Origin of the sequence: Algoriphagus aquimarinus (genome assembly GCF_900112005.1) — a bacterium.
Taxonomy (GTDB): domain Bacteria; phylum Bacteroidota; class Bacteroidia; order Cytophagales; family Cyclobacteriaceae; genus Algoriphagus; species Algoriphagus aquimarinus.
In genome coordinates this window covers 134,467-159,308 of the sequence record NZ_FOKK01000005.1, presented here as the reverse complement: position 1 = coordinate 159,308, position 24,842 = coordinate 134,467, and the positions used below count along the sequence as shown (strand labels likewise).

The 24,842-nt window shown below is 40.5% G+C and carries 25 protein-coding genes; 15 read left to right on the top strand and 10 right to left on the bottom strand.

The window, feature by feature from the left end:
• Positions 1–197: 197 nt before the first annotated feature.
• Complete coding sequence (gene ettA, locus BM291_RS08355; protein ID WP_092896213.1) at positions 198–1,877, bottom strand: energy-dependent translational throttle protein EttA; 1,680 nt, start codon at positions 1,875–1,877, stop codon at positions 198–200.
• A gap of 131 nt (positions 1,878–2,008) precedes the next feature.
• On the opposite strand from ettA, the gene BM291_RS08350 reads away from it, so the two are divergent.
• Together BM291_RS08350 and BM291_RS08345 are read left to right on the top strand one after the other, a co-directional pair.
• Positions 2,009–3,256: a DUF349 domain-containing protein gene (locus BM291_RS08350; protein ID WP_092896212.1), complete on the top strand. Its 1,248-nt coding sequence runs from the start codon at positions 2,009–2,011 to the stop codon at positions 3,254–3,256.
• 77 nt (positions 3,257–3,333) lie between these two features.
• Positions 3,334–3,555 carry a DUF2795 domain-containing protein gene (locus BM291_RS08345; protein WP_024284896.1) on the top strand — a complete coding sequence of 74 codons (222 nt, stop codon included), beginning with the start codon at positions 3,334–3,336 and terminating at the stop codon, positions 3,553–3,555.
• Between the two features lie 220 nt (positions 3,556–3,775).
• On the opposite strand, the gene BM291_RS08335 is transcribed toward BM291_RS08345, so the two are convergent.
• The 5 genes from BM291_RS08335 to queA all read right to left on the bottom strand — a co-directional run bounded on the left by BM291_RS08335 (position 3,776) and on the right by queA (position 8,361).
• Complete coding sequence (locus BM291_RS08335) at positions 3,776–4,501, bottom strand: LytR/AlgR family response regulator transcription factor (RefSeq protein WP_092896210.1); 726 nt, start codon at positions 4,499–4,501, stop codon at positions 3,776–3,778.
• Entirely contained in the window at positions 4,498–5,538 is a 1,041-nt protein-coding gene (locus tag BM291_RS08330; RefSeq protein WP_245786808.1) for a sensor histidine kinase, read from the bottom strand. Before BM291_RS08330 ends, BM291_RS08335 begins: the two co-directional genes overlap by 4 nt.
• A 26-nt stretch (positions 5,539–5,564) precedes the next feature.
• Entirely contained in the window at positions 5,565–6,392 is an 828-nt protein-coding gene (locus BM291_RS08325) for a LiaF transmembrane domain-containing protein (RefSeq protein WP_092896209.1), read from the bottom strand.
• A gap of 128 nt (positions 6,393–6,520) precedes the next feature.
• Positions 6,521–7,210 (bottom strand): 2-C-methyl-D-erythritol 4-phosphate cytidylyltransferase, encoded by a 690-nt coding sequence (locus BM291_RS08320; RefSeq protein WP_092896208.1) that lies wholly within the window; start codon positions 7,208–7,210, stop codon positions 6,521–6,523.
• 101 nt (positions 7,211–7,311) lie between these two features.
• Positions 7,312–8,361: a tRNA preQ1(34) S-adenosylmethionine ribosyltransferase-isomerase QueA gene (gene queA / locus BM291_RS08315; protein WP_092896207.1), complete on the bottom strand. Its 1,050-nt coding sequence runs from the start codon at positions 8,359–8,361 to the stop codon at positions 7,312–7,314.
• A gap of 117 nt (positions 8,362–8,478) precedes the next feature.
• On the opposite strand from queA, the gene BM291_RS08310 reads away from it, so the two are divergent.
• Positions 8,479–9,726, top strand: a complete 1,248-nt coding sequence (locus BM291_RS08310) for an ABC transporter permease (protein ID WP_092896206.1) — start codon at positions 8,479–8,481, stop codon at positions 9,724–9,726.
• 85 nt (positions 9,727–9,811) lie between these two features.
• On the opposite strand, the gene recA is transcribed toward BM291_RS08310, so the two are convergent.
• Positions 9,812–10,849, bottom strand: a complete 1,038-nt coding sequence (gene recA / locus BM291_RS08305) for a recombinase RecA (protein WP_092896205.1) — start codon at positions 10,847–10,849, stop codon at positions 9,812–9,814.
• A 180-nt stretch (positions 10,850–11,029) separates the two neighbouring features.
• Here recA and BM291_RS08300 point away from each other — a divergent pair, with 180 nt between their 5' ends.
• From BM291_RS08300 to BM291_RS08260, 9 genes are all read left to right on the top strand, one after another.
• On the top strand, positions 11,030–11,821 hold the full coding sequence (locus BM291_RS08300) for a DUF3108 domain-containing protein (protein WP_092896204.1): 792 nt from the start codon (positions 11,030–11,032) through the stop codon (positions 11,819–11,821).
• A gap of 151 nt (positions 11,822–11,972) precedes the next feature.
• Positions 11,973–12,665, top strand: a complete 693-nt coding sequence (locus BM291_RS08295) for a response regulator transcription factor (RefSeq protein ID WP_092896203.1) — start codon at positions 11,973–11,975, stop codon at positions 12,663–12,665.
• Positions 12,666–13,742, top strand: a complete 1,077-nt coding sequence (locus BM291_RS08290) for a sensor histidine kinase (RefSeq protein ID WP_092896202.1) — start codon at positions 12,666–12,668, stop codon at positions 13,740–13,742.
• 78 nt (positions 13,743–13,820) lie between these two features.
• Positions 13,821–14,531 (top strand): RluA family pseudouridine synthase, encoded by a 711-nt coding sequence (locus tag BM291_RS08285; RefSeq protein WP_092896201.1) that lies wholly within the window; start codon positions 13,821–13,823, stop codon positions 14,529–14,531.
• Between the two features lie 181 nt (positions 14,532–14,712).
• The gene (rplM, locus tag BM291_RS08280) at positions 14,713–15,156 is read left to right on the top strand and encodes a 50S ribosomal protein L13 (protein ID WP_092896200.1); all 444 of its coding nucleotides are present in this window, start codon (positions 14,713–14,715) and stop codon (positions 15,154–15,156) included.
• 11 nt (positions 15,157–15,167) lie between these two features.
• Positions 15,168–15,554, top strand: a complete 387-nt coding sequence (gene rpsI, locus BM291_RS08275) for a 30S ribosomal protein S9 (protein WP_092896199.1) — start codon at positions 15,168–15,170, stop codon at positions 15,552–15,554.
• A 40-nt stretch (positions 15,555–15,594) separates the two neighbouring features.
• Positions 15,595–16,356 (top strand): 30S ribosomal protein S2, encoded by a 762-nt coding sequence (gene rpsB / locus BM291_RS08270; RefSeq protein WP_092896198.1) that lies wholly within the window; start codon positions 15,595–15,597, stop codon positions 16,354–16,356.
• A 201-nt stretch (positions 16,357–16,557) separates the two neighbouring features.
• Positions 16,558–17,388 (top strand): translation elongation factor Ts, encoded by an 831-nt coding sequence (gene tsf / locus BM291_RS08265; protein ID WP_092896197.1) that lies wholly within the window; start codon positions 16,558–16,560, stop codon positions 17,386–17,388.
• 325 nt (positions 17,389–17,713) lie between these two features.
• On the top strand, positions 17,714–19,291 hold the full coding sequence (locus BM291_RS08260) for a M1 family metallopeptidase (RefSeq protein WP_092896196.1): 1,578 nt from the start codon (positions 17,714–17,716) through the stop codon (positions 19,289–19,291).
• A 265-nt stretch (positions 19,292–19,556) separates the two neighbouring features.
• Here BM291_RS08260 and thiL read toward each other — a convergent pair whose 3' ends face one another.
• Complete coding sequence (gene thiL, locus BM291_RS08255) at positions 19,557–20,591, bottom strand: thiamine-phosphate kinase (protein ID WP_092896195.1); 1,035 nt, start codon at positions 20,589–20,591, stop codon at positions 19,557–19,559.
• Positions 20,592–20,799: 208 nt separating this feature from the next.
• On the bottom strand, positions 20,800–21,204 hold the full coding sequence (gene mce / locus BM291_RS08250) for a methylmalonyl-CoA epimerase (RefSeq protein ID WP_092896194.1): 405 nt from the start codon (positions 21,202–21,204) through the stop codon (positions 20,800–20,802).
• 90 nt (positions 21,205–21,294) lie between these two features.
• On the opposite strand from mce, the gene BM291_RS08245 reads away from it, so the two are divergent.
• The 3 genes from BM291_RS08245 (at position 21,295) to BM291_RS08235 (ending at position 23,534) form a co-directional block, all read left to right on the top strand.
• Entirely contained in the window at positions 21,295–21,621 is a 327-nt protein-coding gene (locus BM291_RS08245) for a HesB/IscA family protein (protein ID WP_092896193.1), read from the top strand.
• A 107-nt stretch (positions 21,622–21,728) separates the two neighbouring features.
• Positions 21,729–22,823, top strand: a complete 1,095-nt coding sequence (gene gcvT, locus BM291_RS08240) for a glycine cleavage system aminomethyltransferase GcvT (RefSeq protein WP_092896192.1) — start codon at positions 21,729–21,731, stop codon at positions 22,821–22,823.
• Positions 22,824–23,534: a 2-phosphosulfolactate phosphatase gene (locus BM291_RS08235; protein ID WP_092896191.1), complete on the top strand. Its 711-nt coding sequence runs from the start codon at positions 22,824–22,826 to the stop codon at positions 23,532–23,534.
• Here BM291_RS08235 and BM291_RS08230 read toward each other — a convergent pair.
• Positions 23,531–24,826, bottom strand: coding sequence for a BamA/TamA family outer membrane protein (locus BM291_RS08230; protein ID WP_139229063.1), 1,296 nt, complete (start codon positions 24,824–24,826; stop codon positions 23,531–23,533). The two genes, BM291_RS08235 and BM291_RS08230, sit on opposite strands and share 4 nt — an antisense overlap.
• Positions 24,827–24,842 lie beyond the last annotated feature (16 nt).

Genomic DNA, 24,842 nt, shown 5'->3' with positions numbered 1-24,842 from the left:
CCTCAAAACCTTATTAATTCTGAGGGTTTAACTAATAAATTTTCGTAGGAAATAAACCTCCGAAGTATTTTCTACTCCGGAGATTTTCTTTTAGACTGCTTAGACTGCTTCGTACCTCGCAGTGACGAAACGTTTTTAAGATTTAGCATTCGGCTTTTATTCAGACTACCTGAATACTGATCACTGCCACTGCCTACTTACTTCAAATTCTTATATCGAATCCTCTTCGGCTCCACATCGCCAAGTCTTTTCTTCTTATTCTCTTCGTAGTCGGAGAAGTTTCCTTCAAACCACACCACCTGAGAATCTCCTTCGAAAGCCAAAATGTGAGTACAGATTCTATCCAGGAACCATCTATCGTGGGAAATTACCACGGCACAACCACCGAAGTTTTCCAGTGCTTCTTCCAGAGAACGAAGTGTATTCACATCCAAATCGTTGGTAGGCTCATCGAGAAGTAATAGGTTTCCGCCTTCTTTCAGTGTCAAAGCCAAGTGAACCCGGTTTCGCTCTCCACCGGAAAGCACACCAACTTTTTTCTCCTGATCTCCTCCACCGAAGTTAAACTTGGACACATAGGCTCGTGAGTTGACTTCTTTATTGCCCATCATCATCAGTTCATTTCCTTCAGAAATCGTCTGATAAACTGTCTTATTTGGATCTAATGCATCATGACTTTGATCCACATAGGCCAACTGTACGGTCTCTCCTACTTCGAAATTACCAGCATCTGGCTTCTCTTGCCCAGTGATCATTTTGAAAAGCGTGGATTTACCCGCACCGTTCGGCCCGATCACACCTACAATTCCACCTTGCGGCAAAGCAAAAGTCAGGTTTTCAAAAAGCAACTTGTCTCCAAATGCTTTTGAAACGCCATTTACTTCTATCACTTTGGATCCCAAACGAGGTCCTGGAGGAATGAATAGCTCCAACTTCGCTTCTCTTTCCTTAGACTCTTCCCCGACCATTCTATCGTAAGCGCTCAAACGAGCTTTACCTTTCGCCTGACGGGCTTTTGGAGTCATTCTGATCCACTCCAACTCTCGTTCTAATGTTTTCTGACGCTTAGATTCTGTCTTTTCTTCCTGCTTCAATCGGTTTTGCTTCTGATCAAGCCAAGAGGAATAGTTTCCTTTCCACGGAATACCTTCACCACGATCCAGCTCAAGAATCCAACCGGCTACGTTGTCTAGGAAGTATCTATCGTGAGTTACCGCGATTACGGTACCCTTGTAATTTTTCAAATGTTGCTCCAGCCAATGCACAGATTCTGCATCCAAATGGTTGGTAGGCTCATCGAGTAGAAGCACATCGGGTTCCTGTAGAAGCAAGCGGCAAAGTGCTACTCTTCTTTTTTCACCACCCGAAAGGTTAGCGACGTTAGCATCACTAGGAGGAAGCCTAAGTGCATCCATGGCTTTATCAAGCATAACATCGAGTTCCCATGCATTAGCAGCGTCAAGCTTCTCCTGCACCACTCCTTGCTTCTCGATCAAGTCATTCATTGCATCAGGATCTTCCATCAAAGCAGGATCCATGAATTTCTCATTGATTGCTTCGAATTCCTTCAGCAAAGCAACAGTCTCTGAAACTGCCTCTTCTACTACTTCTTTCACCGTTTTAGTTGGATCGAGTTTAGGCTCTTGCTCCAGCATTCCGACTGTGTAACCAGCCGACCAAACTACCTCACCTTGGAATTCCTTGTCCATTCCGGCGATAATCTTCAACAGAGAAGATTTACCTGAACCGTTCAAACCAAGAACCCCTATTTTGGCTCCATAAAAAAATGAGAGATAAATATCTTTGAGTACTTTTTTCTGTGGCGGGAAGATTTTTGAAACTCCTGCCATGGAAAAGATGATTTTTTCTGCGCTCATGCGTTATATTTTTACTTTGAACTTCACTTAAGAATCAAAGATGGCAAAAAAAGCGCTTTCTTAGGATAAGTGCTTTTGAATTAATTAATTTGCGGAAATTCGAAAACCGCCACCTAACCTACTGTAAAGCAATGGAGCATCCGTATGGATATATCAAAAACGACAAAGTTTATTTGAGGGGATTTTTGGGACAGGACGATAGGGTTATCGGAGAAGTAAAAGAAGATGAGGCCTCTACGATTAAGTATTTTGAGGAAAGATTTGAACAACTCAAAGAAAAAGTAGCCAAACTCAAAAATAACATTCAGGAAAATCAGAATAAAGGATCCTTCTTAATGAAACTCATTCACCTCAGAGAATCACTGATGCAATCTGATGCATTGGGTGACTTTGAGCCTCTTATCAAGGACCTTAGCGAGCAAGAGGATTACCTGAACGAGATTATTCAGGTGAATAGAACCAAAAACCTTGAGGTCAAGAAAGCTTTAATACTTGAAGCAGAAGAGAAAAAAGACGATACCGACTGGAAAGAAACAACGGAGTTTTATAAGGAATTAAAACTTCGCTGGATCAAAACAGGTCCTGTAGACAAGGAAAATCAAGAAGAAATTGAAACTACCTTCAATGATATAGTGCAGCATTTCTTCGAAAACAGAAGACATTTCTTTGAGGGACTTGCTCTTCAGGCAGAAGAAAACATCAAGGTATATGAAGCATTGGTGGTTCAAGCCAGAGAAGCTCACGATTTTCCAGACGCTAAAACTGCTTTTGAAATATCAAAGAAGATTCAACGACAGTGGAAAGAAGCAGGCAAAGTTCCTGCAGAAAAGAGACAACCTCTTTGGGATGAATTTTCCAAGTTGAACAATCGGATTTTCTCTAGGTATAAAAGGACGCTTCAAACGGGGCCTCAAATGAACCCTCGGGAATTAATGCGAAAAGTGGAAACTTTGACAGAAGAGATCAAAGTTTTGTCAGGGAAACCTACTTCCTATGAGCTTGTCGGAAGAGCCAAATTGATTCAGGAAGAATGGAGAAAACTACCTCCTCGTAAACCAAGGGAAGCAAATCTGATCGTAAGGTCATTCCAATTCTTCTCAGACATTGTCTTTGAAAAGGCCTTCTTAGAAAAACTAGTTCATGGAAAATACCCTGATTTTGACGAGAAACCAGAATCGGAACAAATTCAGATAAAAACCGCTTTATTAAAAGATTTATTGCACAGAGATCAAACTGAGCTGGAAGCGGCACAAAACAATACGGAGAATTTCCGCGTTCAGTCAGCTGATTTTGATATTATGATGAAGAAAAAATTATTTGCGGTGAAGAGAAAAGTGGATGTGAAAAATTATATTTTGAAACAACTTTCTTTTAAATAGAAATACACCGCTAATTATTACAAAAAAAGAATAATTTTGCAACCCTTAAACTCCGGAACTCCTTTAAAATAAACACTATGTACTGGACACTCGAATTAGCATCCTATCTAGAGGATGCACCCTGGCCAGCCACCAAGGATGAATTAATTGATTATGCCATCCGATCCGGCGCGCCAATGGAAGTAGTAGAAAACCTACAAGAATTAGAAGATGATGGGGAACCTTATGAGACCATCGAAGAGATTTGGCCAGATTATCCGACCAAAGACGACTTCTTCTTCAACGAAGACGAATATTAAATGCAAAAAGCCCTGAGTGATCAGGGCTTTTGTTTTTTGTTTAATTCGCTACTTAGAGAACAAATGACCACTTGGTTCAAGTTTCATGAGTTGAACCAAAAGCATTGCAGTCTTCAGACTGCATCTCAAAAGACACAAGCCTGCCTGTTGCACGCAGGTGTGAAGACTTGCGCCAGCATTATCCACAATTAGCAAGCTTAATACTGACCACTTTTGCTTTCTATAAACCAAGCACCTGCCTCAGTCTAGCATAGCCGGTCTTACTCACTGGTACTTTTTCACCACCACGAAGTAACACCAAGTAATTATCACGCTCGTACGGCTCTATTTTAGTGATCTCGTTCAAGTTGATCAGATAGGACCTGTGAACTCTCACAAACTTGGCCGGATCCAACGCTTCCTCTAGAGACTTCATCGTCATCTTTTTCAGGTATTTTCCGGATGGCGTATGAATAGCTATGTAATCATCCTCGGCTTCGAAAAAAGTCACCTCATGCGTAGGGATAATTTTAATTTCATTCTTGACACGAACGACCAAGCGATTTCGCTTTTCTGCCATTTCATTTAGTTTTTGGACAGACTCCCCATTCCCTGCTTGTTGAGCTAGAAATTTTTCTATGGCTTGCGCAAATCGGACTTGGGAAAACGGCTTGAGTAAGTAATCAATAGCCATCGCATCAAAGGCTTTCAAAGCATACTGATCAAAAGCCGTAGTAAAAATCACAGCAGGGGGCTCATCCAGTAACTCCAGCATTTCAAAGCCTGTGATTTTAGGCATTTGCACATCCAGGAAAATCAGATCCGGTTCATGCTCCTGGATAGACTTCAGCCCTTGAAACCCATTCTGACAGACGTCTAAAAGTTCGAACTGTGGATAATTTGCTAAAAACTCCTGCACTATACTCGCCGCCAAAGGCTCGTCATCTATGATTAAAGTTTTGATCATTTCTGTTGGGGGATTTTTATACTTACTGTAAATACTGAATCCACAGTTTTCGATTCGAGTAAATCCTTTCTGCCAAAAAGCAAAAATAATCTACGGCCTACTGAACTCAAACCGAAACCTGTTCCTTTCGGTGCTGCCGCGTCAGGATCATAAGGATTCTCAATTTTCAACATCAAATAATTTTGCTCCCTATAAGCTTGAACTATGATTTTCACATCTTCTATAATGCCGTAAAGCCCATGCTTTATCGCATTTTCAAGTAATGGCTGAATCAGCAATTGCGGTAAACGCATCTGCTTCACCTCATCAGTCACATCAAATTCTATCTCTAGTCTATGTCCAAAGCGAACACGCTCGATATCAAGATACATTTTCAGATAACTCAGTTCCTCTTCCAAACTGACCCACTGCTGATGGTCCTTTCTGATCGTGCCTCTAAGGAAGTCTGACAGCTGCAGCACCATCTCGCGAGCCTTCAATGGCTGTGAAACAGTCAGTGCACTTATTGAATTAAGACTATTAAACAAAAAGTGAGGCTGAAGCTGCTGTCTCAGCTGTGTCAATTCTGCCTCTCGGGAAAGCTCATTCATCATCGCTTCCCGCTCCTGTGTTTCCCCTTGCTGCTCGAGTTTCGATACCACGATAGCAATCAAAGCCACTAATACTTCAGCCAAACCCAATATAGCCCATCGAAGATACAGGTGAGATTTAAGAAAAATCAGATAAGTCTCTTTGTCAGAGTACACCCATTTGAGCAAATATTGATGTCCCAAAACGGCGATAAAACTATATAAAAGTGGCAATCCAAGCAGCAACCAATTGTTACTTCCTTTGGGGATATAAAACCCAAAAACCCGATCCAGCATATTTACTCCTAAGGAGAAAAATAAGGCAAAAACCAACGCGTCGACAATGGCAATTGATTGCTCAACACCATAAAACATAAGTAGCCCAAACGTACCAAGAAACCAGATTACTCCGGCCCCTTGGACGATCCAATTACTTTTAGAAGGATTTGAAAATGCTTTGGAAAACAAAGGATTGAGGATTTATGGGAATTTCGTTAATAAGATTTGATTTCCAAACCACCGAAGAATACTGTTCCTCTTATCACCAATACTTTATCTGGATCAACTTCAGCCTGACGATAGGCACGCTTATCTTCTACTCCCGCAGCTATGTTGGTTACCTCTACACGCACATCCCAATGCGGAGGAACTACAAGTTTGATCGCACCAAAAATAACATCCACTTGAAGATTCACTATTCCAGAGAAATCTGATTGAGTTAAATCCAGGTCAATTCCGCCAAAAGCAGCAGTCAACTTTCCACCTTGAAAATCCTTAGTCAGCATTCTCTTATTAATACCGCTCATGATAGAATCTATAGACACTCTATCTGAGTAGCTCGTGCCTGAGACTCCTGACATACCCGCATAAGATTTCCCACCACTAGCTTGGCTTGAGAAGCTAGAAGTATCCTCCGTTTTGGAATATTCACTGCTTGTCACAGGAGGCGTAGATTTCGAATTAATTTTATCCTGAATATCACTGAGTGCCTGTTGTTCCTTTCGCTTTTGAGTGATCAGGTAAATCCCTACAAAAATCAGTGCGATAGGGAATATGAAGCGTTGAACTCCAAAATCAAAATTAAACTCTCGCTCAAGGAGAAAGTACATTCCTAAACCCAGCATCATAATCCCAAAAAAGCTTTTGAATTCGTGCTTAACTAGGGTAATCACCCCTACGCCAATTAATATCATTGGCCAGGAAAGTAACCAATCTGGATAAAAGACATCCAGTTTCCTTAATAGAATCAGAACGCCTACTGCGAGGATTATGAATCCAAAGATCATTCCTCCATCATTATTATTTATGCGATTTCGTTTCATCTGTTTATAGTTTTAATTGATGATCGAAAGTAGTCTAAGCTACTGCATCCTGAAATAAGCAAAAGGTCAATTCACCTTAAAAGTCGGTAAACACCACTAAAAAGTCGGTGAAATTTCACTATGGGATTTTACCGATCAGACATCTGCTTAGCGGCAATGTATTCCGCATAATCCATGTCTTCGGGTGTGGTTATCTTGATATTATCTGCATTTCCAGAGATCAAAGTCACTTGCCACCCTTGGTTCTCATAGACTGTCGCATCATCAGTAAACTGTTGAAGTTCAGTCACAGCGAAGGCTTTTTTGATTTTCTCTACTTGAAAAGTCTGTGGGGTCTGAACCAATCGGAAATATTGACGCTCCTCATAGAATGACTTGCCATCATCAGTCAACTTTCTAATGGAATCTTTCAGCGAAATCACCGCAATTGCACTTCCATTTAGATCCGCCACCTCGAAACTCTCCTCGATCACTGCTTGACTTACAAATGGACGCACACCATCGTGGACCGCAACTAGTTTTGTCTCAAAATTCAGAGAATTCAATCCATTTCTCACGGATTGAAACCTGGAATTCCCACCAGCAACAAGACGGTGAGGAATGCTGAATTTATACTCCGCACATAATTCCTCCCAGTATGAAAAATCATTCTCGGGCAATACTAGAATCAAATCTATCGAAGGATCCACCTGATAAAAAACAGATAGTGTGCGCATCAACACCGGCTTACCTGCAACAGGTAAATACTGTTTGGCAACTGGCCCACCCATCCTTGTACCTCTCCCTCCTGCTACCAGGATTGCTGCTTTATTAGTCATACTTATTTTTCGCAAAAGTAAGGATTCAAAACTCTTCAGGTTTTACTGTAAAGTTATATCTGTATGAACATAAAAAAAGCTCCTTTCGGAGCTTTCAGTATTTAAAGGATCAACATCGCGTCTCCGTAGGAGAAGAATCGATATTTCTCTTTGATGGCTTCTTTGTATGCTTTCATTACCAAGTCATAACCTCCAAAAGCTGATGCTGTCATCAGCAATGTTGATTCTGGAAGATGGAAATTGGTGATCAATGAATTGGCGATTTTGAACTCGTAAGGAGGAATGATAAACTTATCTGTCCATCCACTACTTGCTTTCAATCGACCATTTGCAGTCACAGACGATTCAATAGTTTTCAAAGACGTAGTACCCACGGCTACCACTCTCTTTTTGGCATCCAATGATCTATTCACCAACTCAACAGTTCCATCAGGAATGCTGTAGTTTTCAGAATCCATTTTGTGCTTAGTAAGATCTTCCACATCAACCTGACGGAAAGTACCCAGCCCAACATGAAGAGTAATAGGAGTTACATCCACGCCTTGAAGCTCTAGTCTTTTCAGCAAATGTGGAGTAAAGTGCAAACCAGCCGTTGGAGCAGCTACAGCACCTACATTCTTAGCGAATACCGTTTGGTATCTTTCTTTATCTTCAGCTTCTACCTTTCTTTCAATGAATTCTTTCAGAAGAGGCGTCTCACCTAATGTATCGATAGTCTTATGGAATTCTTCCTCAGTACCGTCAAACAAGAATCGAATTGTTCTACCTCTAGAAGTAGTGTTATCAATCACTTCAGCTACAAGATCTGAATCTCCGAAATAGAGCTTGTTACCAACTCTGATTTTACGCGCTGGATCTACCAACACATCCCAAAGCTTCAATTCAGCATTTAATTCTCTCAATAGAAACACCTCGATTTCTGCTCCGGTTTTCTCCTTATTGCCATATAATCTAGCTGGGAAAACTTTGGTATCATTGGTAACAAAGACATCACCCTCACCGAAGTATTCGGTAATATCTTTGAAAATTCTGTGTTCAATCTCACCTGTATCTCGATGGAGTACCATCAACCTGGATTCATCCCGGTTTGCCGCAGGATAATGAGCTACTAGTTTCTTTGGAACGTCAAATTTGAAATCCGATAATTTCATAGATAAGTTTTAGATGTCTTGAGTGATTTAGAATAACTCTAAAAAATGCAAAGATACTAACAATATCAGGCAAAATCAGCTAACTTGATAAATTGTTTTAAACCAACTAAATAAGATATGCTGTTTTTCAAACTTACATGGGAAAGTTTTCGCTTCGCCATCTCAGCATTAAAGACTAGTCTGACTCGTACAATATTGTCCCTCTTGGGAGTTACGGTGGGTATTTTCGCAATTATTGCAGTATTCACATTGGTAGATTCACTTGAAAACAACATTAAATCTTCCTTTTCCTTTCTAGGCACAAATGTAATGCGTGTTGATAGATTCCCCTTTGCTAATGGCCCACAGGACTATCCTTGGTGGAAATACTTTCGTAGACCTCCGGGAACAGTAGCAGAGTATGAATTTCTCGAACAAAGACTCACTTCCGCAGAGGGAGTGACTATCTCTGCCTCGTCCACCACTACAGTAAAAGCGGGGAGTAATGCTTATGAAGGCATGGCCCTCACAGGCGCAGTTTACTCCTATCAGGATGTATATGAGATCTCTTTGGAGGAAGGAAGATATTTCTCACAGTCAGAAATCAATGCCTCAAGAAACTTTGCAATCATAGGAAGAGAAATCGCGAACACGCTGTATCCTCAGCAGGAGGTTATTGGTAAACAGATCAAAATCAAAGGAATGAAATTCGTCGTAATTGGCGTATTTGAAGAAGAGGGTGAAGGATTATTTGACACTCCATCCAAAGATCAGGCGTGTCTGATTCCTTACGGCGCCTTTAGCAAAATGTATTATACAGGAAGAAATGGAATGGAGCCCACCATAGCCGTTAAAGGCATGGAAGAAGACATTGGGCTCGTTGCGTTAGAAAATGAAATGACAGGCCTACTTCGCGCAAAGAGAGGCCTAAGACCAAGAGATGATGATAACTTTGCACTTAACAAAACTGAGTTTATTCAAAATGCTATCGGATCTATATTCGACGTGATTTCTATTGCAGGTTGGGTGATCGGTGGTTTCTCAATTCTAGTTGGTGGATTCGGCATTGCAAACATCATGTTCGTATCTGTCCGTGAGCGAACCAATATTATCGGTATCCAAAAGTCTTTAGGTGCAAAAAATTACTTTATCCTATTCCAATTTCTTTTCGAATCAGTGTGCCTCAGTTTGATAGGTGGGATTACCGGGATTTTCATTGTGTTCCTATTAAGCTTTATTCAGCTAGGTACTTTGGACATCGTACTTTCCTTCAGTAACATCATGCTTGGACTGGGTGTGTCTACTATCATTGGAGTTGTATCTGGAATCGTCCCCGCAACACTTGCTGCCAGAATGGATCCTGTAGAGGCCATTAGAACTACATAAAATAAAGTATTGCCCATAAAAAAGAGGTTGCTCATCGATTGAGCAACCTCTTTTTGTATGTAACCTTTTTAAAAAACGTAAGTACTTAGTCTTCTTTCTCTGTTACTTCTTCACTTGCTCCTTTGGATAATAATCCAGACGCTGCTCTGATCTTCACTTCAAGCTCGTCCATCAATTCTGGATTGTCTAATAGAAGTGTTTTCACTGATTCACGTCCTTGGCCAAGTTTTTCGCCATTGTAAGAGAACCATGAGCCAGCCTTTTTGATGATATCCAGTTCCACCCCTAGGTCAATGATTTCCCCTACTTTAGAGATTCCTTGCCCATACATGATGTCAAATTCTACCACTTTGAATGGAGGGGCCACTTTATTTTTCACCACTTTCACCTTAGTTCTATTTCCAAGGATATTATCTGCACTTTCTTTAATCTGACCAATTCTACGAATATCCAGACGAACAGAAGCATAGAATTTCAGTGCATTTCCACCAGTAGTAGTCTCGGGGTTACCGAACATTACTCCGATCTTTTCACGAAGCTGGTTGATAAAAATACATGAGCAACCAGTCTTGTTGATAGCACCTGTTAGCTTTCGCAAAGCCTGAGACATCAATCTAGCCTGCAAGCCCATTTTGCTATCCCCCATATCTCCTTCTAATTCACTTTTTGGAACCAAAGCAGCTACGGAATCAATTACGATAATATCTATAGCTCCAGAGCGAATCAAATGCTCCGCAATCTCAAGTGCCTGCTCACCATTGTCAGGCTGAGAGATCAAAAGATTCTCTGTATCAATCCCCAACTTCTCTGCATAGGCTTTATCAAATGCATGCTCAGCATCAATAAATGCAGCTAAACCACCTGCTTTCTGCGCTTCAGCAATACAATGCAAAGTCAAGGTAGTTTTACCGGAAGATTCCGGACCATATATTTCTATCACACGGCCACGAGGTATTCCTCCTATGCCCAAAGCGATATCCAAACCCAACGAACCAGTAGATATAGCTGGGATATCCACCACTTTATTGTCACTAAGCTTCATTACGGTTCCTTTACCGTATGTTTTATCCAACTTATCTATGGTCAGCTGTAGTGCCTTTAATTTTTCAGCGTTATTACTCATGTGTTTCGAATTTGTAAAATCAATTGTTCAGTGAAAGTAAATAAACAACAGACCATTACCAAGATGGACTTGCCTATTGTTTCGGGACACTAAATTCGTAATTTTAATCGCCTTTCGGCACGCTTTTTCGTAATACCTATAGAATACTGCCCTTTTCGTCAGGTATTGTCATTATAATTTATGAAAAGAATCCTCGGATCACTTACTCTTCTTATTTTTCTTACCCTCTCTGATTTATCAGCACAGGGTTCAGCAGGTATCACTCCATTTACTTTTGGAGAGGAGTTATCCTTTGAGGTTTCCTATGGATGGCTAAATCTTGCTGATGCAAAAATGCAAATCTCTAGAAGGCCACAAGAACAGAACGACAAATCACACTATAAAATAGATGTGTATGGCAAGACAAAAGGCGCTGCTACGATATTCGGAAAAGTAAATGACAACTGGGGGACCTACCTCGATGTAGAAACGAATTTACCCTCCTTGTCCTATAGGCATATTGAAGAGGGAAAATACAGAAAGCATGAATTTGTGCACTTCGATCAGAAGAACAAAAAAGCGACAATGAAGCTTTTTGATAAAGAGAATAAAAACCTAAAAGAGACCAAGGATTTTGATTTACCTGGACAGGTGCAAGATTTAGTCAGTGGTTTTTATTACCTCAGAACTCAAGATTTACGAGGATTAAAGAAGGGAGAAAGCATAGAAATCAAGGGATTCTTCGATAAAGAAATATATAACATAAAGTTAATCTACGAGGGAACAGAAACATTGGACACGAACCTTGGCAAGAAAGAAACATACATCTTCTCGCCTCAGCTACCCAAAAACAAACTGTTCCGTGGAGAATTCCCTGTGACGGTGTGGGTCACAAAGGATCAGAACAAAATCCCTGTGAAAATCAAAGCAAATCTCTTCATCGGCTCATTGAATTTGGACATCATTTCAGCAAAGGGATTAAAAAACAATTAATTCAAAACTTCATAACATAGCCGTAACATAGTGCTGTGTTTGCCAAATAATCCTATCCTTTTCATGGAAGTGAATGATCGTTGACAATCTTTTATTTGGCTTCAATCCTTAAATATTCCTTAATTTTAAGCCAAACATTAAGAAATCACTGATGAGCGATAAGCAAAAAATCAAAGTTCTGGTAGTTGACGATGAACCTGATATTGTTGAAATCCTGAAATACAATCTTGTAAAGGAAGGCTACGAAGTAGCAACTGCAGAAGATGGACTGAAAGCAGTAAAAACTGCTGCAAAATTTTTACCCGACGTGATTTTACTTGACATCATGATGCCTAATCAGGATGGGGTAGAAACTTGTCTTCAGATACGTCAAATCCCAGAACTCAAAAACACCTTTATTATCTTCCTTACCGCACGTATGGAAGAATATTCTGAAGTGGCGGCATTCGATGTGGGAGCGGATGATTACATCACTAAACCTATCAAGCCAAGAGCGCTGATGAGCAGGATTTCAGCCTTGTTCAGACGTGAATCCAAGAAAGAGCAAGAGCAGGTCCAAATCAAGATCAAAGACCTGATTATTGACCGTGGCAGCTATACAATTGACAAAGCTGGCAAGACTATCACTTTGCCTAAGAAAGAATTTGAGCTTTTGTATTTCCTAGCCAAAAACCCTAATATAGTTTTCAGTAGAGACGAACTTCTTCAGAATATCTGGGGCGCGGACGTATTTGTATTGGCGAGAACCGTCGATGTCCATATCAGAAAAGTGCGTGAGAAAATCGGAGAAGACTATATCACTACTGTTAAAGGTGTAGGCTATAAATTCGAATTAGGGCAATAAATGTTTACCACTTCCAGAGGAATTTCTTTAATCCTGGCTTTAGCCATTTCGGCTCTGGTTGCGGCTTTTTTGTCATTAATGGATGAATCCACTCCCATTCTGCTCTTTGTGGCTTGGGGTGTTTCTTTTTCATCTGCTTACCTGCTGATCTCATTCATGCTAGAGTTTTTGATCTTCAAGGAGATTGGAGATATCTATTCCCTGATGGAAAAGATCCAGCGAAAAGATCTGTCTGAAATCAGCGAAAAGGGTAGAAAAGGTTCTATTTCTCCCCTGCGGAAAATCAACAAAGTCATCAATTCCTATGCGATTGCGCGTCAAAAAGAAATTGACACGCTACAGAAAAATGCTGAGTTTAGAAGGGAATTCATCGCGGATATTTCGCACGAACTAAAGACTCCTATTTTCGCCACTCAAGGCTACATACATACGCTTTTGGATGGAGCAATAGACGACAAACAAGTTCGGATGAGATTCTTGAAACGTGCAGCCAAAAGCTTGGATTCTCTGGACATCCTAGTTCAGGACCTCCTTACGCTGAACCAGATGGAAAGTGGTGTAATCAAATTTAATTTCACCGAATTTGACCTTCAAGATCTCTTAGAAGAGGTAATGGAGGAGCTGGAACACAAAGCTTCCAAGCGGGAAATGCATATCAAATTCGACGTAGAGCCTAATAAGCATTACTTGACTACTGGCGATAGGCAGAAAATCTATCGGGTGTGCCAAAACCTAATTTTCAACGCCATGAAGTACAATCATAATGGCGGAGAGGTGAATATTACTCTTAAAACATTGAAAAACACGATTCAGGTAGACGTCAAAGATGATGGACAGGGAATTCCTCCGGAAGATTTAAAACGGATTTTCGAACGTTTTTACCGTGTCGAAAAAAGCCGATCCAAGGAAAAAGGCGGAACAGGCTTAGGATTAGCTATCGTAAAGCATATTCTGGAGGGACACAAAAGCAAAATATCGGTAAGCTCTACTGTGGGTAAAGGATCTGTTTTCAGCTTTTCACTTCCTTTAGTGAAAATCGACTCCCCAGAAGAAAAGCTTAAAGTGGTAACTCTCTAATAATAAAAGTCAGAGAAGTTTTTTACCCATCCTTTTTTCCCTACTTTTGCAGCCTCATTTGAAGAGGCAGGAGAATCCATGAAGAAAGTAGATTTTGAGAATCTTATTCTGTTTGACAACGAGGATTACCTGGTAATCAATAAACCGCCATACCTATCAAGCTTAGACGATAGGCATGAAGCGCAGAACATCCTAGACTTAGCCAAGACACACATCCCCGATTCCCAACTGTGTCATCGATTGGATAAGGAAACCTCAGGATGTCTAGTGATTGCCAAGAATCCAGCGGCCTACAGGCATTTGGCCATGCAGTTTGAAAGCAGAAAAGTAAACAAAGTCTATCATGCAGTGGTGGAAGGGATCAAGGAATTCAGCAATGAGCTGGTAGACCGAAATCTCTTAGCCAACAACAAAGGAATCGCCAAAGTAAGTAAAGACGGCAAGCCAGCGCAAACGATTTTCAATACGTTGAAGACCTATTACGCTCATACCTTAGTCGAGTGCAAACCCATCACTGGGAGACTGCATCAGATACGGGTTCATTTGGCTTACCTGAAGTCGCCCATTTGTGGAGACACCTTATACGGAGGCAACCCTTTATACCTTTCTTCTATCAAGCGTCGCTTCAATTTAAAAAAAGAGACAGAAGAATTACCAATTATGCAGCGAGTTTCGCTTCATGCTTATTCGATTGGATTTAAAGGTTTGGACGACACGGAAATATTCGTGAATGCGCCTTATCCGAAGGATTTCAAGGTTTTGGTCACTCAATTAGAGAAAACCAGCTAAGAATTCCAGATCGAAAAACAGCCAGGAAAACCTGGTTTTGATTGGTAGTAAAAAGCTAATCCTGTGAAAATTAGGACTTAGTATTGGAAATATTTTGCATCCAAAACAAAATACTCCTATCTTTGTGTCCCTTTTTGAGGGTGAAATAAATTTAACAAGCTAAATATTAAACAGTTACACAGTGGATACTTTGAGCTATAAGACCGTATCAGCCAATGCCGCAACTGTAGAAAAGCAATGGGTGGTAGTGGATGCCCAAGCTGCAGTTTTAGGTAGATTGGCTAGTGAGGTAGCGAAAATCTTAAGAGGTAAGACGAAGCCAAGCTTCACTCCTCACGTTGATTGTGGTGACAACGTCATTGTAATCAATACAGACAAAATCAGACTAACTGGTGACAAGTGGGACTCCAAAGTTTATGTGAGACACACAGGTTATCCAGGTGGACAGCGTATTTCTACGCCAAGATTATTGAAAGAGAAATCTTCAACGATCTTGATCGAGAAAGCTGTACGAGGCATGTTGCCTAAAAACAGATTGGGAAGAAAATTATACGGCAACTTGTACGTGTATGAAGGATCTGAGCATCCTCATGCAGCGCAAATGCCTAAAGCCATCACTCTTTAATCGTCTATTTCATGGAAATGATCAACAAAATCGGTAGAAGAAAAACCTCTGTAGCCAGAATTTACATGGCTCCAGGAAATGGTACTATCACCGTAAACAATCGTTCTTTGGAAGTTTACTTCCCATTCGATCTACACCAGATCGTAGTGAAGCAGCCATTAGCCCTAGTAGGCGTGGATGGCAACTACGACATCAAGATCAACGTAGACGGCGGCGGAATCAAAGGTCAGGCAGAAGCAGCCCGTATGGCTATCTCCAGAGCTTTGTGCGAATTCGACATCGAACACAGACCTGCCTTGAAAAAAGAAGGTTTCCTTACTCGTGATCCAAGAATGGTAGAACGTAAGAAGCCAGGACGTAGAAAAGCAAGAAGAAAATTCCAGTTCTCTAAACGTTAATCTGGAGATTCCTCCTTATATAAGAAAAACACATTTTATAATGGCAAAATTAGAATATAAAGACTTACTAGATGCTGGTGTTCACTTCGGACACTTGACGAGAAAGTGGGATCCAAGAATGTCTCCATACATTTTCATGGAGAGAAATGGTATCCACATTATCGATCTTAACAAAACGCTTGTATGCCTCGACGAAGCATCTAACGCAATCAAGCAAATCGTACGTTCAGGCAAAAAAGTGATGTTCGTTGCTACTAAGAAGCAAGCGAAAGATCTTGTAGCATCTGAAGCGAAGAGACTTAACATGCCTTTCGTAACTGAAAGATGGTTAGGTGGTATGATGACCAACTTCGCTACTATCCGTAAATCATTGAAGAAAATGTCCGGTTTGGACAAATTGATGAAAGAGGAAGCTTACAAGAACCTTGCGAAGAAAGAGCGTTTGATGGTTTCACGTCAGAAAGACAAAATGGAAGATGTTCTTGGCGGTATCGCTGACTTGAGCAGACTACCTGCTGCACTTTTCATCGTGGACATCAAAAGAGAACACATCGCAATTGCTGAAGCAAAAAAGCTTGGTATCCCTGTTTTCGCATTAGTTGATACGAACTCTAACCCAAATGAGGTAGATTTCCCAATCCCAGCTAATGATGATGCTTTCAAGTCCGTTTCTTTACTAGTTAAAGCGTTCGGTGCAGCTATCGAAGAAGGTCTTTCAGAGCGTAAGAAAGACAAAGAAGAAGCTAAACTTTCTGAAGAGGAAGAAGCTAAGAAAGCTGTGGACGCTGAAACAAAAGAATAATCCACAACTTGATTTGAAATAAATTAAAAATTGAACATCAAGTTTCGGCTTATGTTCAATTTTTTTTGTTTTATCCTATTCTTCAAGGTGCCAGTCGCCAAGAAGCAACTATAATCACTCCTCGAGTACAGACCTTCTTTAGTGTTCTGACCTCAAGGTTCCAAAAGAATTTATCCCGTTTTATTTTAAACTGATAACACAATGGCAATTACTGCACAAGAAGTAAACAAATTGAGACAAATGACCGGTGCCGGTATGATGGATTGCAAGAAAGCACTTACCGAATCAGAAGGTGATTTCGAGAAAGCTGTAGACATCCTCAGAAAGAAAGGTCAAAAAGTATCTGCTTCAAGAGCTGACCGTGAGACTAAAGAAGGTGTAGCTGTAACTAAAGTGTCTGAAAATGGCGCTAAAGGTGTTTTGCTTACGTTGACTTGCGAAACTGACTTCGTTGCTAAAAATGATGGCTTCGTAACTTTTGCTAATGAATTGCTTGACCTTGCTGTAGAAAAAAGTGCTACTTCTGTTGAAGAGCTATATGCACTTCCTTTCCAAGGCTTAACTGTTTCAGAGAAAATCATTGAGATGACTGGCAAAATCGGTGAGAAAATCGAAGTGTCTCATTTCGAAATCATCGAAGCTGAAACTGTAGTTCCTTACATCCACTCTAATGGTAAATTAGGTGTATTGGTAGGATTGACTAACACAAGCGGAGCTGACGTAGAAGAAGCTGGAAAAGACGTAGCAATGCAAATTGCAGCGATGAACCCTGTTGCTTTGGACAAAGACGGAGTTGATTCTTCTGTAGTAGAGAGAGAAATCGAAGTTGGAAAAGAGCAAGCAAGAGCTGAAGGTAAGCCTGAAGAAATGCTTGAGAAAATCGCTCTTGGTAAACTGAACAAGTTCTACAAAGAGAATACGCTTCTTAGCCAGTCTTTTGTGAAAGACAACAACAAAACTATTGCTCAATACCTTGACAGTGTAAGCAAGGGAATGACTGTATCTGCATTCAAAAGAGTATCTATCGGTTAATCCGAAAGATTCTTAGTCCTAAAAAAACCTCTTCAATTAATTTTGAAGAGGTTTTTTTTTGATTAATGCTGCTCTGATAGATCCCGAAACTTCAAACTGTCAAAAACAGGAAGTAAACACCTTTTGATTTGATATTTGTATTTGGTAGAATTCGAACATTTGATTTGGAAAAATAAATTTCAAAGTTGACTATTCTGAGGATCACCAAATGAATATCCATACTTTTAGGATTGCTTGCGAGATCCCTGATCTTACATGAAAACAATACTAAATCACTATTAGAATTAGTCCCTGCTACTCAAATCCAGAACCTTATTTTACTATAATGAAAAATATTCTTTGTACTACGATTCTATTAATTGCTTCGATTTCTTTGGCCATCGGCCAAAATTGGGATTGGGGAGGCCCCATTGATCCGCTTCAGGAAAAGTTTGAGGTGAAGCATTACAGGTTGGAATTAGAGCTTTATCCCGCTACTCAATCGATCAAAGGCAAAAGCACAGTTACTTTTTCTACCATAGAAAAGCTAGATATTCTTCGACTCGACCTTATCGATGAATATAAAGTGACAAGTGTACAAATGAATGGGGCTGAAGTAGAATTCTCACATGAAAATGATCTCCTAGATATTCGAGTGGGAAATTCTACTTACGATGCAGTGGATATTTTCTATGAAGGAAAAACCCCAATTGCTCCTAATCCGCCTTGGGATGGTGGATTTACTTGGAAAAAAGATAACCTGGGAAATGATTGGATGGGCTTTTCATCCCAAGGTGAAGGGGGAAAGGTATTTATGCCTGCGCTGGATCACCCGTCTTCAGAAGCTTTAGAAGGCGTGGATTTGTTGATTACCGTTCCAAAACCATACTACGTTGCAGGTAACGGACGACTTGATCAAATCCAACAAGAAGGCGAAAAGCTGACTTATTATTGGAGAACAGATTATCCGATTAACAATTATGGAATCAACTTTACCATGGGAATTTTCCACGAGGAAAAGATAAACTTCTCCTCTATTTCGGGAGATCAAATCCCTATGCATGTATGGGTATTGCAGGAAAACAAAGCCAAGGCAAAGGACATTTTGGAGGTGCTTAAGGTTTCTACCGAAACACAGGAAAAATACTTTGGAGCATATCCATGGCCGAAAGATAAGATTGCGATAGTCGAAACTCCCTACCTCGGCATGGAGCATCAGACCATCAATGCATATGGGAATAACTATCGATTTGTAAAGATGGGCTCAGTCAATTATGACAATTTATTACACCATGAATTAGGACATGAGTGGTTCGGAAATAAAGTATCAGTGGGAGATTGGGCAGATTTCTGGATTCAAGAGGGAATTACCTCCTTCGGAGACTGGATGTTTTATTGGGAGCACGGTGGAGAAGAAGCTTATTTCAAAAAAGCAAAAAGCACATTAAAACAAATTTCACATTCGAAGCCAGTGGTCAGTGCTGTAAACAGTACAGAAGAGGAAGCCTATCATCCAGAAATTTATACTAAAGGCGCTTATGTGATGCATTCCTTACGCTGGGTTTTGGGTGATGACGTTTTCTTCCCTATGCTGAAAGCATTCTCTAGTGACCCGCGATTTACCTATGAAAATCAAGTCAATACCCGTGATTTTATCGATTTTGTTCAATCCTATTCAAGGAAAGACTTGGAAGGTTTCTTTCAGTTATATCTCTATACGACTGACATTCCAGAAGTGAAAATCTCAAAAAAAGGAGAGAAAGGTTACGAAGTTTCGTTGCTCGGAATTGATTTCCAATTGCCTGTTGAGGTGGAAACAGAAAAGGGAATAGAAACAGTGACACTAGGCAAACAACCACTTTTGATAAATAGTAAAAGCCTTCCAATCGTCGATCCACGGGGTTGGTTAATGCTGAAAAAATAAGTCTTTAAATTTTAGGATCTCTATATTCCGAAAAGATCCTTAACCATAAAAAACCTCTTCAATTGAATTTGAAGAGGTTTTTTGGTTTCCAAGTATATGCTATTTTTAAATCTTTTAATCCGAAACTGAACCAGTATAAGACAAAAGCTTCTTAATGTATGGTAAACACTCGCACTAAAGTAACTTCGGTCACCGGTCATCGATCTTCCCACCCGATAAGCAAAGAAGTTTAGGTGCCTTTTAGAGTTGAGGATAGAAATATTACCTAGAAATGTTTCCAGCCTTGAGCTTTAATCTGCACTGCGGTTCCACTTTTTGTAACCAAGAATTTACCTTCTTCAGACTTCGTGATATGACCGATAAAGTGGATATCCGGATGCTTTTCTAGTTTCTCAAAGTCCTTCTGATCAATCGTAAATAGCAACTCGTAATCTTCTCCCCCATTCATCACACAGGTAATCGGATCTAGATTCAACTCTACAGCAGTATCGAAAGTCTGCTTATCAATTGGCAACTTATCTTCGTAAATAGTCGCTCCAACTCCTGAAGCTTTGCAGATATGGAAAATCTCAGAAGCCAATCCGTCAGAAATATCCATCATACTTGTAGGAACTACTTCCATTTCCCGAAGTTCATGAATGATATCCACACGAGCATCTGGCTTCAATTGACGAGCAGTTACCAAGGTATATTTCCCCAGATCTGGCTTCATGTCAGGATTGGCTAGGAAGACTTCCTTCTCACGCTCCAAGATTTGCAATCCAACCAAAGCTGCTCCTAGATCACCTGTCACACAAAGAATGTCATTTTCTTTAGCTCCAGATCTATAAGAGATTTGCTCAGGTTTTGCTTCGCCGATCGCAGTCACAGAGATCACCAAACCACTTCTGGAAGCCGTAGTATCACCGCCAATCAAATCCACACCATAATGCTCACATGCTGCATGAATTCCTTCATAGAGCGCATCAATTGCCTCCACAGAGAACCTGTTGGAAAGCGCGATGCTTACCGTGATCTGCTTTGGAATAGCATTCATAGCTGCTACGTCAGATACATTTACCGCCACAGCTTTGAAACCCAAATGAGGCAATGGTGCATAGGATAGGTCAAAATGAACGCCTTCCACCAATAGATCAGTGGTCACGACTTTGACCATGTCTCCAGCTTCAATCACTGCAGCATCGTCACCAATGCCCTTCAAGGTGCTGGAGTTTTTAATAATTACTTTCTCATTTAGATGATCGATCAAGCCGAACTCACCCAAATCGCTTATTTCTGTTCTCTTCTCTGATTCTGACATACTATTTTTTCTCGCGGCGGCGCAACGACGCAGCGTTTCAAATTTATTTTAACTCAGGCTTTTTCCCTGCAATTTAGATTTAAGAAGTAGTATTTACGAGGTCTAAAAAGGGTTTGTGTCCTATTCCATACTTTACCACTTTCCAACTTTACCTCACATATTTTTCTCAAGAAGAATTTTTCAATTTTAAAATCTTTCAATCTTCCAATCAAATACTTCTCTCCTGACACAACTCAATCAAAACACCATTCGTGCTTCGAGGATGTAAAAATACCACTAATTTATTATCTGCTCCCAGTTTTGGGATTTCATTCAGGATCTCGAAGCCTTCGGCTTTGAGTCTTTCAACTTCAGCCGTAATATCCTCCACGTCAAAAGCGATATGATGTACACCTTCTGATTTTCGCTCCAGGTATTTAGCAATAGGACTACTTTCATCTGTTGCTTGGAGTAGCTCAACTTTCGTTTCTCCAACCTGGAAAAAGGAGGTTGCTACTTTCTCTCCATCAACTTTCTCCGTTTTGAAGTGTTCTTTTCCAAGTAGCTTCGCAAAAAGTGAATTAGACTTTTCTAGATCGCTTACAGCTATTCCAATATGCTCGATTTTCCTCATTTTTAAATTTGCTATATTTGCAGTGAATCATTTTGGGAGCAAGCCTGTTTTCCCATTACTTCAACTTAAGACAAAGTAATATATAAAAATATGATAATCGTTTCTGACAAAGCCAAAGAGCGTATCCTAGAGCTCAAAAAAGAGGAAGGACGCGCAGAAAATGAAAATATACGTGTTTCGGTGAAAGGTGGCGGCTGCTCAGGTCTAATGTACGACTTAGGCTTCGATGGCGCTCAAGTAGATACTGACCATGTATTTGAAGATAAAGGAGTGAAAATCCTAGTGGACAGAAAAAGCTTGCTTTACCTAGCTGGAACTACCCTAGAATTCACCGACGGACTGAATGGAAAAGGTTTCCAATTCGTCAATCCAAATGCTAGCAGAACCTGCGGATGTGGTGAAAGCTTCTCCGTGTAAACTAGAATAGCACACAAATAATAGAAGGCAACCCGATCAGGTTGCCTTTTTTAGTGCATTTTTCGCCTCAATCCTTACCTTTGCCCACTAGAAAATTAACCCAGATTATGGAAGAGCAAATCAAAAAAATCCAACTCAATGACTTGCACGTTGCCCTTGGCGGTAAAATGGTGCCTTTTGCAGGATATAACATGCCTGTGCGTTACAGTTCTGATAATGAAGAGCACCTTTGCGTGAGAAATGGCGTGGGAGTTTTTGATGTGTCCCATATGGGCGAATTCATGGTGGAAGGCCCGGAAGCTCTCAACCTCATCCAAAAAGTAACTTCAAATGACGCTTCCAAAATCGTCATTGGACAAGCACAGTATTCTTGTTTCCCAAACGAAACTGGTGGAATCGTAGATGATCTGATCGTTTACAAGTTTGAAGACGAGAAGTATATGCTGGTCGTAAATGCTTCGAACATCGATAAGGATTGGGCTTGGGTAAACCAGCACAATACCATGGGCGCTACCCTCACTAATATCTCTGATGGGATTTCACTTTTCGCTATTCAAGGTCCAAAGGCAATCGAAGCAGTTCAATCCCTGACCCCAGTTAATCTTTCTGATGTCAAATTTTATCATTTCACTGTAGGAGAATTTGCAGGAGTTCAGGATGTGATCATCTCTGGAACGGGATATACCGGCTCCGGTGGATTTGAGATCTACGTGAAAAATGAGGATGCTGAGAAGGTTTGGAACGCTGTGTTCGAAGCTGGAAAAGACTTTGATATCAAGCCAATCGGCCTTGGTGCTAGAGATACACTCAGAATGGAAATGGGTTATTGTCTATACGGAAATGACATCACCGATACCACTTCACCTTTGGAAGCTGGGTTGGGTTGGATCACTAAATTCACCAAGGACTTCACCAATTCTGATGCGCTTGCAGCACAGAAAGAAGCTGGAGTATCCAAGAAATTGGTTGGCTTTATCATGCAAGAAAGAGGCATTCCAAGAGGACATTATCCTATTGTGGATGCAGCTGGAGAAGTGATCGGAGAAGTTACCTCAGGAACTCAGTCTCCAAGCATGAGTGTAGGAATTGGAATGGGATATGTGAAAACTGAATTCAGCAAAGCTGGTACAGAGATTTTCATTCAGGTAAGAAATAAGAACCTTAAAGCTCAAGTGGAAAAACTTCCACTATTGAAAAAATAAATGCAACAAGTAGAAATCTGTTTCAGTCCAGAATTAATTCACTTGCACGAGTTGCAAGGCAAGCTAGTGGTGGTGGTCGATATATTTCGCGCCACCTCCACGATGGTTGCTGCACTGGCAAATGGAATCTCGGAGATAAAAACCTGCGCTGATCTTGAAGAATGTAGAGCCATGGCCTCCTCTGGCTATTTGATCGCCGGAGAAAGAAATGGTATTAAGGCAGAGGGCTTCCAATTAGGAAACTCTCCTCTAGCCTACCTATCTGGTGAACACCAGTCCCAAAAGCTAGCAATGACTACTACTAATGGGACACTTGCTATTTCTAAATCCGCTGGAGCTGATGAAATCCTAATAGGTTCTTTCCCAAATCTTCAAGCGACTGTCAGTTACATCCAATCACGAGATAAAGATGTACTGATTCACTGTGCTGGCTGGAAAGGTAAATTCAATTTAGAAGACTCCCTTTATGCTGGCGCATTGGTGAAGGCACTTGAAAGAACGCATGAAGCTGAAGATGATGGAGCGATAGCTATGAAATCACTTTATGAGAAAGAAGGCCACAATTTGAAAGGATTTCTATCTCAGGCTTCCCATGCTAAACGTCTACAAAATCACAACATCGATTCCGATATAGACTTTTGCCTTACGTTGGATTTATTCAGCTTGGTAGGCAAAGTGGAAAACGGGATTCTAACTGGTATAAAGCTTTAAAAGGCTTCTCCAAAAGTAAAATAAAACTGAAGATCCTCTCCAGGAGAATGAGCTAAATCTAAACGTAGATTTAGCTTTTTCTTTTTTGTTAATTTAAATCTACCTCCTACACCATAGGTAACTTTTGTTTGGCCAAGCTCGAAAGGGTTTTCGGAAGAAAACACATTGCCAACACCACCAAAAGCGACAGCTCCCCATCGAGGTAAAAACATCCTTCGGTATTCTGTCTGGAACGCGATCAGATTCATATCACGGTATTTCCCCTCAAATAGTCCTCTCATAACCTTGTTGCCTCCAAGTTGAGAAAGCGCAAAGAAGGGGGCTTCTCCAGCATTAAACTGTCCCAACAAGTTAGTCGCCAATAGTTGGTCTTTTTTTAATTGAAATATTTTCCTGGCGTCAACCATAAAATTCCAATAGTTAAAATCACTGCCCAAAAAACCATCAAATCTCTGAATACTGGTCTCTAGATAATTCCCTTTCGTGGGAAAAAGCTGATTGTCTCTAGAGTCATAGATCAACAAGGGTCCTAGCCCGCTTATAGCTCCACCATTTTCGCCGACATAATCGCCTGATGTGAGAAGTCCTCCATCCAATTTTTCTGTGATTTTGAAATTATCAAAAGTATATCTCAAGCCTAGGTTGATATTAGGTTTGATTTGTCGAGCATAAGAAAAACGAAATCTTGGCAAGATTGCATTATAAGACTCCCTATTTGCTTCCTCCACGTTTGGGCCAATTCCATAAAAGAAAAACACATACCGATACCACCCCAATTCACCTAGAAATAGATTTTTGTTTTCGTCAGTGTAAATTCTCCAGTTAGAAAAAGTTAAAATCTGGTCGTATAAAGAGTAGGCTATACCTGTAGCAATTTGACTCTCATAAGTTTCACTTGCCTGACCGAGCTTGAAATTAGCGACTGTTCCTGCCCCAAAGACCCAGCTCGTCTCTGGTGTAAAATACACTATAGGCAAAACAACAACTGTAAGTTTAGAGTTAATGCTATCCTTATCCTGTCTAGCTAGACCATCAGGGATAGAACATAATAAAAAAAGCAAAAAAACAAGCGCGAAGTATTTCATGATTGAAGATACGTAAGTCATTATCACTTGGCTTTCCTCTGCACACCATGTCAGTATAAAATTGACCATTTGTCTTCCAGTTGTCAAAACCTGGATAAGTAAGGCATTGATTAAAAATGGTTTTATAGAGAAAATGGAGATTTCCTTAAAACTTGACTTCGGTTTATTGATAGTTTCTGAGTTTGCAGAAGCCACCTGATAACTCAACTTCTTAGATCTATTT